Raw genomic sequence first — 13,116 nt, forward strand, 5'->3', positions numbered from 1 at the left:
CCTCCCCGCGCAAGCGGGGGTCAGCCGCTGAGCCGGACGGTGCGGACCGCGCCGGCCAGGTCCTCCCCGCGCGAGCGGGGGTCAGCCGGTGAAGGGGTAGCGGGGCTGGTCGGTGCTGTCCCCCTCCCCGCGCGAGCGGGGGTCAGCCGGTGTGCAGGACGTCAGACAGAGTGGCCATGGTCTCCTCCCCGCGCAAGCGGGGGTCAGCCGGAGACTGCTGATGCCCCCGGCCCTTGACCTCGCTCCTCCCCGCGCAAGCGGGGGTCAGCCTAGGTCGGCATAAAGTTCGTCGGGGCCAATTTCCTCCTCCCCGCGCAAGCGGGGGTCAGCCGCCACTTCCCGAGCGGGAAATTACCGTTCTCGCCTCCTCCCCGCGCAAGCGGGGGTCAGCCGCTATTCGGCGCGCACACCCCCGACGACGTGGACTCCTCCCCGCGCAAGCGGGGGTCAGCCGACTCCGGCGTCGCTGGCAGTGCGGATGCGCTCCTCCTCCCCGCGCAAGCGGGGGTCAGCCGATCCCCGAGGCCTACGAGACGATCGAGTGGGCCTCCTCCCCGCGCAAGCGGGGGTCAGCCGCCCTTCTTCACCGCGAGTCCGTAGACCGCGTTGTCCTCCCCGCGCAGGCGGGGGTCAGCCGGAGGGCCGGAAGGCCGGCCAGCGCACCCCGCAGTCCTCCCCGCGCAGGCGGGGTCAGCCGCCGCCACTGAGGCCGATGGGGATGAAGCGCAGGTCCTCCCCGCGCAGGCGGGGGTCAGCCGCCGAGCGCTATTTGTTCCCCATGTTCGGGGACGTCCTTTCCGCGCACGCGGGGGTCAGCCGCTGGCGCCGGAGCACCTGCTGACCCGCGGTCAGCTTCCGGTCGTCCCCGCGCAAGCGGGGGGCAGCCGGCGGAGTCGATGCGCGTCAACTCGCTGGCCGCCTCCTCCCCGCGCGAGCGGGGGTCAGCCGCTCGCAGATCTGCTGCCGAGCCCGGAGAACGGCTCCTCCCCGCGCGAGCGGGGGTCAGCCGCCCACCGGCACCTGCCCCACCTGCGGGCGCACCTCCTCCCCGCGCCAGCGGGGGTCAGCCGCGCACGACCCGCGGGTGAAGCTGCGCACGACCCTCCTCCCCGCGCAAGCGGGGGTCAGCCGTCGAACTTCGCCGGGTCCACCACGAAGTAGTTCTCCTCCCCGCGCGAGCGGGGGTCAGCCGCTGCCACACGGTGCCGTCCCACTGATGGTGGCCTCCTCCCCGCGCGAGCGGGGGTCAGCCGGCGCGGTTCGCACAGTTCCGCAACGTCCCGGAGTCGTCCCCGCGCGAGCGGGGGTCAGCCGCTAGTCGGGAAGTCGTCACTGGAGAAGTACCGGTCGTCCCCGCGCGAGCGGGGTCAGCCGGCGGCCCGCGCGGCCGGCTACGAGTGGACGGACTCCTCACCGCGCGAGCGGGGGTCAGCCGCAGTCGTACACCGTCAACGCCGGCAACATGAACTCCTCCCCGCGCGAGCGGGGGTCAGCCGGCCTGAACCTGCACGGCTTCGGCGTTCTCTCCCCCCAGCCGACACCTGTCGAGGCCCTGGTGCTGGGCATGCCCGGCAACCTTGATGTCTGGCCTGTCGCAGCCACCCAGTCCGGAGCTCACGGGTGCCCATCGCTGAGGCTTGCCCCGCGCTTGTGTATATAGAGGCCGACCCCGTCGCCCAACTGGCTGGGCGCCGCCGCGTCAGCGCGCTCCACTCACAGACCCCTGCAGCTCTCCGGCCCACAAGGCGGGAGATGCAGCCGGCATCCGGCGGGAGACCGCCAGTACGTGGCTTCGAAACCGCCGTACCACCTCATTTACGGAAGTTGGGGACACACGACCCCGACCCCGCATAGCATCGGCCTCGCCTAAAGGCACCATCGAGCACAGAGCGGAGTGGCCGAGGCATGAACGAAGCGCGCGCGTTGACAAAGGTCGAAGTAACGGGCCTGTTGGACCGATTCCACCACGAAGTTCCATTTCCCGAATCAGACTCATTTGTGATTGTGCACGGGCCAAATGGCGTCGGCAAGACCAAGCTCCTTGAGCTTCTGAGCGCCGTTGCCTGGCCCATTCAGCTCGACACTCTTCTTGAACTCCCATTCGGCACCCTGAACCTGAGCTTCAGTGACAATACCCGCCTAACCGTAATCAAGAAAACGCCAAAGCTAGACAGCGACGACCAGCGCCGAAATCGACCTCGAGAGCTTGGAATTACTTTCACCCTAACCGCCCAAAACCTGGAAACCACCAAGTGGTCGCCAGCAGCAAAAAGCCCGCTCGATACCGATATTTCCACATGGATCGACCGGGATTCCCGCAATCTCAGCGCGCATGAACGCGAGCTGCGCAATACACTCGCCCACCACATGGCGATCACCAGGTTTTGGGAATCGCAGGACCCTTGGCATTCGGAACTTCCCACAAATGTTCGCGAACTCCTGCTTGACAGCGCCCCCGACACCTTGAAGAAATTCCTGTCCGGCCTTCGCGTCCACGTGATCGACACCCATCGATTGCTTGTACAGCCGCGCGAGGAGGATCGGCGACGGAGGCGGCCAGCCTCAACGAAGGTCGAGGAATTCTCGCAGGATCTCAGCAAGAGGCTCTCCAAGGAGCTGGCTGAGAACTCACGCACCTCTCAGGAGCGGGACCGCACCTATCCTCGCCGGCTCCTGGGAACGTCCCTGATGCATGTGGCCAGCGAGCAAGAGATTAGAGACCGCTACGACGATCAAGAAGATCTAAGGCGTCAGCTCGGTGATATTTCGCTTATCGATGAACGCTCTGGGGTGATCGAGATCCCGGAGCACATGGAGGATTGGCAGCGCGCCGTCCTGTGGACTTATCTTGAAGATACAGAGGAAAAGCTATCAACTTTCAAAGATGTCCTAGCGCGAGTATCACTGCTTCGTGACATCGTTAACAGTCGATTCCTCTTCAAGGATCTAGAAATCGATCGCGACCACGGATTTCGCCTGGTTAGCGATGACGGCCAGGAACTCGACTTGGCATCCCTGTCCTCGGGAGAACAACATGAACTAGTCCTAGTCTACGACTTGCTATTCAATGTCAATCCGGGGGCTATCGTCTTGATCGATGAGCCAGAAATCTCCCTTCACGTGTCGTGGCAGAAGCGCTTCATGAGCGACCTGCGGCGAATCGCCGACCTGGTTCAATTCCGGACAATCGTAGCCACCCATTCGCCTCAGATCGCTGGCAAGTGGGCGGACAGGATGGTCCGCCTCGGCCCAAGTGCGGAGTAGACGGGCATGCTGGAAGAAATTGGCCCCGACGAACTTTATGCCGACCTAATCATGACACGCTCCAATGATCTCCGCGGATTCATCATCGTGGAAGGCCGAGGAGACTGTGCAGTATTGGACCGATTCATCGATCACGACCACTTCGCCACGGTTCCGGCCCATAGTAAGACCACTGCACTTGGCGCGGTATCGAGAGTTCACAAGAATCCGACATTGACTGCTATTTATGCAGCCCTGGATCGAGACTGGGTAGGCACCCTGGAAGAGGGGCTGGATCATCCAGGGGTCACTTACACGGACTACTATGACCTGGATGCCTGCATCTTTTTTGCCCCATTTGTCTACGAGGATCTCGCGGCCAGCTTCTGCACCAATCTCAGCTTCAAGCACGGAACCCCTGGATGCGGGCAGCAGGAAATCTTCAAGGCATGCGTGGACTTGGCATTTCCTGTGGGCATGCTCAGATTCATATCGCATCGCGACGGCCTTGGGCTCGGCCTTAGGGACTTCCCCTTGCCTGCAGTAATAAACGTCACACGGGGAACTGTCGACCTGGCCAAGTTGATCGAGATCGCGTGCAAGCGCGCTGAGAAGGACCCTGCCGACTTCCCTGGCTTGCAGGACCTGCTTGAGCGGGAAATTTCTACTGCCTCAGATCGCGAACAGTACTGCTCTGGACATGACCTGGCGAAGGCTTTCGCCGCTGTCGCCAAGAAACGCTGGGCTTCAAATGCCGCAGCCGACATGGTTGAGAGAACTGCCCGGGTAGCGCTCGGGCGCGAAGCGTTTGAGACCACAAGCGTATTCCGTCGCACCAGACATTGGCGTGCGGAAAGTGGGGCAACGCCTTGGCGGAGCCCAAATTAACAAGCGGGGATCAGCTGTGTGGGCAGCTCGCTGGCGTCACTTGGCTCGGCGCCGCCGGGGTGGGAGTTTGATGATGTTCTTGGCCTGGGCCTCGTGGGTGAGTTCGACGACCACGACGGTCAGGGATGCGATCTGGTCTTTCATCAGCTGCTTCTCGGCTTCGAGTTTCTTGATCTTGGTTGTGACGTCGTCGAGTCGTTGCTGGAGAGCTTGTTGGTTCGGGACGAGCGGGCCGCCACCGGCTCGGGTCTTGAAGTCCGTGAGCGCTTCGCGGTGGTGTTCGTAGAGTCGCTGCCGCGCGATGGCGGCCTCGGCCGCGAGGACGGAGACGGTGAGCTTGCCGTCGCTGCGGATGGGCTCGCCAGCGAGCAGGCGTGAGATCGCTGCGGCGAGGTCACGGGTCTCGGCCTGACAAGGTTGCTGGTCACGGGGCTGTTCCTGGGCTGGGGAGTCCTGGCCGGGCAGAGTCGTGCTCGGCAAGGCCCGTTCGTGCTCGGCAAGGTTGCTCTGGATGTTCTGCCGCAGCGGCTCGGGCATCCCTGGCATGCTGAGGTCCACTCGAAGCTGGTGGACGTGGCCGCTGTGATTTTGTCGGGTCATATGAGAGCCACTACTTCGGTGTGAACGGGAGCCGGGTGTAGACCGTTCGTGGCGGTGGGGTGCTCGCCCGGGACGGGTGCTCTTCGGTGAGTTCGGGGGCCACTTCGGCGGGAATGGGAGCCGCTGATCGGGTGACCGGGCGGGTCTGGGCGAAGTGTCCGAGAAGACCGGGTCAGCGTCCTCGATCCCGCGCAGGCGGGGGTCAGCCGCCGGGCCCGGCCTGCACGTTGGTGACGGTGCGCTCCTCCCCGCGCGAGCGGGGGTCAGCCGCCCTGCGGCCGGCCGCCGCGAACCTTGCCGTCGTCGTCCCCGCGTGAGCGGGGGTCAGCCGCCGGCCCGCCGGGGCGGAGAACCGTTGCTGCTCTCCTCCCCGCGCGAGCGGGGGTCAGCCGGCGGGATGCAGGCTCTCGCCTCGGAGTCCCGGGTTCTCCCTGTTCGATCGGGGTCGGCCGTCGGCGGTCCTCGGCGCCGCCGCGGCGGCCGGGCCGGGTGGTCCCCGCGCTTCAGTCGGCGCGGGTCTGAAATCTGCATCACCGGGAGAACCGTCGTACTGCCGTGACACGATGCCCCCGCACGCCGCCCCTTGAGATCTGAACCTCCCTCAACCGCCAGGCACTGCAAAGAAAATGCAAAGCCGCCACAACGCTGCAGGTCGCGAAGCCTCCTCCCCGCGCGAGCGGGGGTCAGCCGTACTGCGGGGCGCTGGTGTTGGTCAGCGACCACTCCTCCCCGCGCGAGCGGGGGTCAGCCGCGGTAGCCCAGGCCGCGCGGCTTCTCCCTGAACTCCTCCCCGCGCGAGCGGGGGTCAGCCGCTGCAGCGCTGGGACGAGTACATCGCTGGCGTCTCCTCCCCGCGCGAGCGGGGGTCAGCCGCCGAAGCGGCGCGTCCTGAACCGGGTGGGTCGCTCCTCCCCGCGCGAGCGGGGGTCAGCCGCCGACGCCGAAAAACTGGCCACGTGGATCATCGTCCTCCCCGCGCAGGCGGGGGTCAGCCGCGAGCCCACTCCGGCAGCATGCCCTCCAGGTCCTCCTCCCCGCGCAAGCGGGGGTCAGCCGGAGAGTGCCACCGGCAAGGTCCTCCCTGCGACCTCCTCCCCGTGCGAGCGGGGGTCAGCCGGCGTGCCGCCGAAACGACGGCCGCCCGAATCACTCCTCCCCGCGCGAGCGGGGGTCAGCCGGGCACACTCGCCTCCTTCCTGGGCCGCAAGGGCTCCTCCCCGCGCGAGCGGGGTCAGCCGGGCGCGCTCGGCGCGTTCCTCGGTCGCGCCGAGTCGTCGCCGCGCGAGCACCCGACCCTGCGTTGGGAGGAGCCGCCCAGCTCCGCAACCGGCTGCGGCTGCCCGACGTTCTGGCGGGCGTCACCAATGGACTCAGCACGGGTGGTGACCGACAGCAGGTCACGCGGCGCCTCGCACGGCGGCCGGTGCCTTGGCCGCACGGCGGGCGGTGGTCAGCGGGGTGGCTCCGGCTCGCTCGGCGCGGGCCCGCAGGAGTGCGGCGCGGTGCCGCTGGCGCTGCTCGCGGGCGTGGGCGGTCGCGGCCGCCAGCTGCGGGTCCTCCTCGACCGGCAGCCAGTCGGTGGTCTCCGGCTCGCGGAGGCGGTTGTAGTGGCGGCGCAGTATCTCCTCGCGTTCCGCGGCGGCCTCCTCGATGGCGGCCTGGCGGTCGGCGGTGAACTCGGTCATCTGCTGGCGCAGCTGCCGGTAGACGCCGCTGTCGGCCACGGGGTGCAGGGCTGGGGCGAGCGGGGTGTAGTGCGGGTCGTTGTCCAGGTCCGCACTCTCGCTGCTGGCGCGGCCGACGCGGACGTCGAGGGCGCGGACGCTTCCGGCGGGCAGGTGCTGCTCGAGGCGGCGCAGGACGTCGCGCTGGTGCAGGCGCAGCTGGGTGGCCCAGGCCGGGGTGTCGGCGAGGATGCGCAGGGTGCTGGTGGTGGTGTCGAATCCGGCGAGGGTCCAGTGGCGGGCGTGCTGGTCGCCGACGATGGTCGCCCACTTGTTGTGGAGGGTTCCGCGGGCGGTGCCGGTGGCCCAGCCGGCGATGTCGGCCATCGTCGCAATGACGCCGCCCGCGAGGGCGGGTTCGCAGGCGTCGCGGCCGAGCTGGGCGATCTCCCGCGCGGTCGGCGGCTTCCGCTTGGCCGGGGCGTGGCTGGAGGTGCGGGCGGCCCGCTGGGCGGCGCGCAGCATGGTCCGGGCGAGGTCCGCACCGGAGAGCTGCGGCTCGCGAACGTCGTCGTGGGCCTGGTCGTGGCCGTCGTGGTGCTCGGCGGCCGCCCGGACGGCGCTGCTGGTGGGGTCGGTGGCGCTCACCGGACTCCGATCTGCACGTTGGGGTTGGCGGCCAGCCCGGCGTAGCGGGCGACCAGGTCGATGCCGTAGCGGTCGATCGCGGCGTCCACGTCGTCGTCGATCGCGGCGACGACGGTGCGCGGCGCCCAGTGGGCCTGCGCGAGGGTCTCCTCGGCCGGGCCGGACTCCGGGTTCGGCCCGGGGGTGTCCATCAGCGCGAACAGGCCGGCCAGGCCCGCCAGCTCACGCATCGCCGCGTTGTCCATCGGCTCGACGCGGGCGGCGACGTCCTGCCGCAGCTGCTGGTCGTAGGCGTCCTGCTCGGTCTCCTGGCGCAGGGCGTGGGCGATCAGGGCGTGCGGGCGTTCCGGCCGCCACAGCGCCCCGGCGCCGTACTGGCCCGCGATCTCGGCCAGCCACGCCACCGCCCGCTCCGGGCCCCAGCCGCGGTCCGCGATGTCGTTCAGCACCCATCGCAGCTGGTCGTGGCTGGCCCGCCGGACCCACGGCACCCGCCGGTAGGCGACCTGGGCCATCCGGTCACCGGCCGCCATCATCGCGGCGGTGACGACCTGGCCGAGCACCGTACGGCGCCGCTCTCCGGTCGGCCGCGCCGGGCGCTTCTTCCTGGTGGCTGACTTCTCGACACGGGCGCCGCCCGTAGTCTTTTGATCACCCACGGAGGGAGAGCTCAGGTAGTGGGTGGTACCACCCACCATTGGGGTGCAACGAGGGTTCTTGACGGGCCGTCCGATGCTCTTGTGACGAACGGTGCGGCAGACTCGCCGGGGCTTCGTCGCGGCTTTCTTCCCGAGCTCCGCGATGATTGTCCGGCCCTCCTCCGAGATGCCGACCATCCGGCGTTCCAGGCCCTCGCCCGCGGTGCGGATCCCCAGCGCCTGGTCGTAGGAGACCGGGATCAGCCGCTCGTACTCCGACGCCAGGCTCTCCACCCGCTTCTGGCCTTCCGTCATCGGCAGCCGGGTGCCGATCGACCGCCAGGCCAGCAGTCCGGTCGACCGCAGGATCCCCAGGTGGTACTGCACGGTCCGACGCGAGCAACCGAGCCGCCGCATCAGGTACGCGATCGTCGGCCGGCACGGCGTCAGCTCCGCCAGCACCTCCACCAGCCGCAGCGTCGTCTCCCCAAATCGCGGACCGTGCGTCGCAACGTACAGGCCAGCGCCGTGCACCCAGTGCGCGGCCTGTCGCCACGAGTACCCGTCCAGGGTGACTCGCCCCGCCGCCCCGGACACCAACTGCTGCTCCTGCGGCACCCACGCCACCTGGGCTGGCGCCGGAGCAATATCGACCGACTGCCGGCGCTGGCCGGGAATATGCTGCGCGGCCGGACCTACATCCGAGGGGCTGTCATCGGCACCCCCGACACGTACATCCGGACGTGTGATGTACGTCACTCCCGTGGGGAGCGAGGTGGTGTCTCCGACAACCGGTCCGTCAACTGGTCCGCCATCGAATCCCAAGGCAGGAACGGGGGAAGAGAGATCTCTCCCCTCCTCACCCGCGTCGCGCGGGCTTGGACTGGGGACGCCGTGCCCTTCGGCCGCGACATGGGAAGACTGGAAAGGGGTGCTGAGCTGCTGCAAAATGACAGAGCCCTCCTTTTCTCAACTGGATACGGCAACGGCCCCCTCGTCTGGGGCCGGTACAACGGGCCTCCTCGCGGAGGTACGGCAACAGCAGCTCCTTGGCGGGAGCTGGTACAGCAAGTTGGGCCCCTTCCGGGGGCCTGGTTCTGGAGAACCTGTAGTTCCGCCCTTCCTGGGCCCCGGCCGGCAAGCCGAGGTCCGTTCCGGGCCCTCGCTCGGTCGGCAAACCGAGCGGATCGAGAGACCGCACGTGGTGGTGGCATCCACTGAATGCGGTCTTGGGGTAGCCAGCCCCGGCAAGGGCCGGCACCCCTATGGTCTAAGTCACCACACCAGCCCCCTTCGGGGGGTGAGGTGTGTCCCCACGCAGACGGCACCTCGCTGGAGGACCCATGCGGTCAACTCCATGACGGGGTGCCGTGTGTATGCGGGGGCGTCACTTCGGTCCCGTCGCATGCCGCTGACCTGGAGGATTTCGGCGCGATCGTCCGGCCGACCGCGCTCGGGGAACAACGTGCTAGTGGTGGTGCTGAAGGTCGCGGCGACTGCGGACTTGTACTCAACCATTCGACGCGTCCAGTCCGGACGGTCACCAGCCATTGAAGTTCCCTCCCCAGCTGTCTATGCGGCGAGTGTGGCATTGCGGTCGGGTTGTTCGGAGGTGACAAGTGCCGGTGACATCTCACTGTCACCGTGTCGTGTCACTTTCTGCGGCCCCTTTTGTCGAGGCACGGTGATCGACGCCGGGTGCCGGCAGAAGGGGGGAGTGCCGGTGAACGGTCGTTAGATCACCTCGACGAATCCGTGTCGATCGCTCCGGTGCGCCGCGCGTTGGCCGAGCCACCCAGCAACACCAGCGCCTCCGATTCCGCCGCCAACCACGGTCCGCACATGCTGGAAGCCTTGGCGGCCCCAGTAGGCCTGGAGACGATCGTTGGTGCTCCACACGTTGATTCGGACCCAGTGGCCGCCAGCCTGCGCAGTGCGGTCGCTAGCCCAGTCCACCAGGCGACTGCCGAGGCCTTGACCCGCGTAAGTACGGCTCACGATCAGCTTGTGGAGGTGCATGGACGGCTCGCGCAGTTCGGCTTCTGTCCAAAGGTCCGGCTCGGGCTCACTGTCGAGCGTGATCGTGCCAGCGGTGTGGGGCCCGTCCTTCAATAGGAAGACGTTGCCCGCCTCGATGCTCGCCAGGATGTGGGCCTCGGGGAAGGCGTTGCTCCACTGGTTGATCCCTAGCTCGCTGAGCCAGGCCGCTGCCTCCTGCCGGTATTGGAGGAGCAGCGGCAGATCGGTCGGCGTTGCGCGGGTGATGATCAATGAAGGTCGCCTCTGGTGGTGAGGGCTCGGAGATCGCCCAGGTCGTAGGTGATGTGGTTCAGGTCGCCGCGGAACGTGGTGCGCGTGCAGCGCACCGGCTTGTCCGTGCTGAAGCCGGTGCGGATCCAGATCAGCAGCGGAACGCCGGGGCCGATCTGGAGTTCGCGGGCCTCTTCCGGAGTCGGCATCCGGGTCATCAGTTCGTCGTGGTAGCCGATTTGCTCGATACCTCGGTCGGCCAGGTATCTAGTGCTGCCCTCTTCGATATCGTCGGGTTCGGCGAGGCGGGGGTGTGCGTCGACCAGCCACTTCGGGTAGTGAGTGGCCTGTGTCGACCAGGGCGTGTCGTCAACGAAGCGACGGCAGAACCGGAGGACCCCCTGTTCGCCTGGCGCGACCTTGAGCCGCTCGGCGATGTCCTGCGGGACCTTCACCATCTCGACTCGGAACTCCTGGTGGGGCTGTCGTCCGGAGTGCAGCACCTCGTTGTCGTACGAGTCACCATCCTCTCGCTGGGAGAACTGCAGGTTTTCGAACTTGGACGCGTTGAGGACGAAGATCTCGTGGGACCTGACCTGGTAGGCGCGGCCCTGTGAGGAGTTGAGCAAGCCTTCCGAGACCAGCAGCTGCAAGCCCTGCCGGACCGTGTTGCGGGAGGCGTCGAAGCGCTCGCGCAACTCCCGCTCGGAGGGAAGGTCGTCGCCGGGTCCGAAGACTCCGTCTGCGATCTCCGCCCGAAGGGTGTCGGCGACCTGGCGATACAACGGTTTGCTCATGGGCTCATCTTGCCCTACTGAACCAGCCTGTTGGTACATGTTGTGCGTCCCCCCTTGACTTGTAGCTCCGCGTGGGTGCACGATCACTATACAACTTGTCCCAACAAGCGGGGCAAGAGGGCAAGGTGGTGTTTGTTGGTCACCTCGCTCAATGCGAAACCGCAGGTAGTCGCCGCCCACCGGGTGCCGGGTAGCTCCACCAAACCCGTGCGACTGCCTCGCAGGCAGTGCTGATGCGCTGTCCGCTCTCCAGGACGCCGGGATTCCCGCGCGGCCTGGCGGTCGGAGAGAGCACCACGCGGCCCTCACCTCTCTCCGCACAGACGAGGAGCACCTAATGACCACCTCGACCGCGATCCCCACCGCCCGGCAGCGCAAGAGCCGGACCCGCACCACCAACGTCTCCTCCCAGCCAGCGCTCCTGGTGTCGATGCTCCCCATCGCCTCGGTCCAGCTCACCCACCGCGCCGAGGTCCTGGCCTGCCCGGCCTGCCAGACCTGGTGCCCCTTGACCCTGAACAAGGGCACCAGGCAGTGGAAGCTGGTCCCGCACCACACCACGAAGGCCGGCACTCCCGGTGCCCGCCGCTGCAGCAACTCGAACCGCCTGGTCACGATCGACGTGACGCTGGTTCGGCTGCGGGAACAGCAGGTTGAGGCCAGCGCCGACGTCGCCGCCCGCCGGCCGACCAAGGTCCTGCGGAAGGTGAAGACGCCGGTCCCGCCGGCGCTTCACCAGCTCACCCCGGCCGCGCCGACCGCCGACTCCGCCCGCCGCGCTTACGAGACGCACCGCTCCCGCTGCGCCGCCTGCACCGACCCGGCGCAGCAGTGCGCCGACGGCCTGCGGCTGGAGGGCGACCTGCGGGTCGCGCTGTACCGGGAGCCGGAGCGCCGTGCGGCCCAGGCCCGCACCGAGCAGGGGCAGCGGATCGCCGAGCGCGGCCAGGCCGAGCAGCGGCTGCGGCGCCGGACCGCCCAGTGGGCCGAGCGGTACCCCAAGGCCGAGAACGCCGACATGGTCCGCCGGACCACCTCCCACGCGCTGCACGCGGACACCCGCCGGCGTCTCTACGGCCCGGACCTCCAGGTCGAGGAGCGCGACACCCGCGAGACCGCCCGTGCGCTGGCCGAGGCCCGTACCGAGGCCGCGATCCGGGAGGCGAGTCCGATCCGCCGGGCGGCGGCCCGAGCCGCTGCCGGAACCACTGCCTGACCCTCTGTCATCTCATTCTCGCTGCGGCGGCCCGGATCTCTCCGGGCCGCCGCTTCTCGTTGCCCCGGAGGCCTCGTGACCGCCACGCTCGATACCCTGACCACCACTACCCCGATGACCACCGCCCCGACCGGCACTCACATCGGCAGCGCGTTCAAGGCGACGTTTCTCGGCCTGGCCGGCCCCGCCAGTGCGCCGCTGCACCGGCTCACCGACGCCCGCCTCGTCACCGCCACCGGCATCATCACGGACCGGCGCCACACCGGCCGCACCCTGTGGCTGCACCTGCGCACCGCCAGCGGCGCGCGGGGCCTGGCCGCCCTGGACCTCGCCCGGGCGATGGAGATGCCCGCCGACCACTACGCCGTCGGCCGGCACGTCCGCGTGGTCGGCCCGGCCCGGACCCACCGCGGCCTGGCCGTGCCGTACATCGCGGTCCGCCGGCTCGCCCCGGCGCCCGCCGCGCAGCCGGTCGAGGAGACCGTTCTGCTGCGGTACTCCTGCGGCCCCGACGCGAGGCTGATGGAGCGGACCCTGACCCGGCGCCAGGTCGACCTGATCGGTCCCGTCGTGATGCGGGCCGCCGCCCGCGGCCACGCCTGGAGCATCGAGGTCCTCGACGAGGCCGGTGCCGATGTCACCGACGAATTCGCCTGTTTCACGCAGGCCCCCGTCGCCTGACAGCGCGTCACGCACGGCCCTTCACGGCCGCCGCCCACCCCGCCGCACACCGGGGTGGGCGGCGGCCGTGCTGGTCCGTACGACCAGCACGACCACACAGAAGAGGGCCTCGGGGATTGCGCCCCCGAGGCCCGACCGGCCGCGCACCACCACGCCCACCAGGCGAGAGGAAGAACGACCGTGGACACCATCATCCACCACCAGCCCGCCGACCTCACCCACCTCTACACCCGCTACGCGTGCCGCCTGCAGGCCGCTGTCACCGAACTCCTCGCCGCCATCGGCCCCACCGCCATCGACCTCGACGAGGACATCGCCCAGGACGTGTGGCTGCACGCCGCCGAGCACGGCCTGCCCGACCACCTCACCGGCCTCGACGCGCTGATCGCCATCGCCGAACGCCTCACCGACCGCGTCCGCACCAGCGAGAGCCGCCGCCGCGAGATCCCGGCCGGCCTGACCCGCACCCCCACCGCCGACCGCCCCGCACC

10 protein-coding genes and 2 CRISPR repeat arrays (1 of these 12 running past the window's edge) are annotated in these 13,116 nt (G+C 68.6%); of the genes, 5 read left to right on the top strand and 5 right to left on the bottom strand.

Annotated features, from left to right (window positions below):
* Nucleotides 1-638: a CRISPR direct-repeat array (repeat unit 29 nt); it begins 731 nt to the left of the window's first position.
* 1,267 nt (nucleotides 639-1,905) lie between these two features.
* A complete protein-coding gene (locus KCH_RS36080) occupies nucleotides 1,906-3,264 on the top strand; it encodes an AAA family ATPase (protein ID WP_084224321.1) in 1,359 nt (452 codons plus the stop codon).
* A 6-nt stretch (nucleotides 3,265-3,270) separates the two neighbouring features.
* On the top strand, nucleotides 3,271-4,131 hold the full coding sequence (locus tag KCH_RS42020) for a hypothetical protein (protein WP_157032486.1): 861 nt from the start codon (nucleotides 3,271-3,273) through the stop codon (nucleotides 4,129-4,131).
* 36 nt (nucleotides 4,132-4,167) lie between these two features.
* Here KCH_RS42020 and KCH_RS38435 read toward each other — a convergent pair whose 3' ends face one another.
* The 5 genes from KCH_RS38435 to KCH_RS36110 form a co-directional block, all read right to left on the bottom strand.
* Nucleotides 4,168-4,668 carry a hypothetical protein gene (locus KCH_RS38435; protein ID WP_157032487.1) on the bottom strand — a complete coding sequence of 167 codons (501 nt, stop codon included), beginning with the start codon at nucleotides 4,666-4,668 and terminating at the stop codon, nucleotides 4,168-4,170.
* 724 nt (nucleotides 4,669-5,392) lie between these two features.
* Nucleotides 5,393-5,909: a CRISPR direct-repeat array (repeat unit 29 nt; unit sequence CTCCTCCCCGCGCGAGCGGGGGTCAGCCG).
* A gap of 219 nt (nucleotides 5,910-6,128) precedes the next feature.
* A complete protein-coding gene (locus KCH_RS36090) occupies nucleotides 6,129-7,043 on the bottom strand; it encodes a DciA family protein (RefSeq protein ID WP_035875886.1) in 915 nt (304 codons plus the stop codon).
* Complete coding sequence (locus tag KCH_RS42025) at nucleotides 7,040-8,299, bottom strand: hypothetical protein (RefSeq protein ID WP_157032488.1); 1,260 nt, start codon at nucleotides 8,297-8,299, stop codon at nucleotides 7,040-7,042. The genes KCH_RS36090 and KCH_RS42025 overlap by 4 nt, the downstream gene beginning before the upstream one ends.
* Nucleotides 8,300-9,415: 1,116 nt before the next feature.
* Complete coding sequence (locus tag KCH_RS36105; RefSeq protein WP_035875894.1) at nucleotides 9,416-9,952, bottom strand: GNAT family N-acetyltransferase; 537 nt, start codon at nucleotides 9,950-9,952, stop codon at nucleotides 9,416-9,418.
* Nucleotides 9,949-10,728, bottom strand: a complete 780-nt coding sequence (locus KCH_RS36110; RefSeq protein WP_035875897.1) for a GntR family transcriptional regulator — start codon at nucleotides 10,726-10,728, stop codon at nucleotides 9,949-9,951. The genes KCH_RS36105 and KCH_RS36110 overlap by 4 nt, the downstream gene beginning before the upstream one ends.
* 337 nt (nucleotides 10,729-11,065) lie before the next feature.
* Between KCH_RS36110 and KCH_RS38445 the strand changes: the two genes are divergently transcribed.
* From KCH_RS38445 to KCH_RS43090, 3 genes are all read left to right on the top strand, one after another.
* On the top strand, nucleotides 11,066-11,944 hold the full coding sequence (locus KCH_RS38445; RefSeq protein WP_051654110.1) for a hypothetical protein: 879 nt from the start codon (nucleotides 11,066-11,068) through the stop codon (nucleotides 11,942-11,944).
* 114 nt (nucleotides 11,945-12,058) lie between these two features.
* Nucleotides 12,059-12,625, top strand: coding sequence for a hypothetical protein (locus KCH_RS36120; protein ID WP_157032489.1), 567 nt, complete (start codon nucleotides 12,059-12,061; stop codon nucleotides 12,623-12,625).
* Between the two features lie 180 nt (nucleotides 12,626-12,805).
* On the top strand, nucleotides 12,806-13,116 hold a 311-nt coding region (locus KCH_RS43090), incomplete at its 3' end, for a hypothetical protein (RefSeq protein ID WP_035875902.1).

Source organism: Kitasatospora cheerisanensis KCTC 2395, assembly GCF_000696185.1.
GTDB classification, from domain to species: domain Bacteria; phylum Actinomycetota; class Actinomycetes; order Streptomycetales; family Streptomycetaceae; genus Kitasatospora; species Kitasatospora cheerisanensis.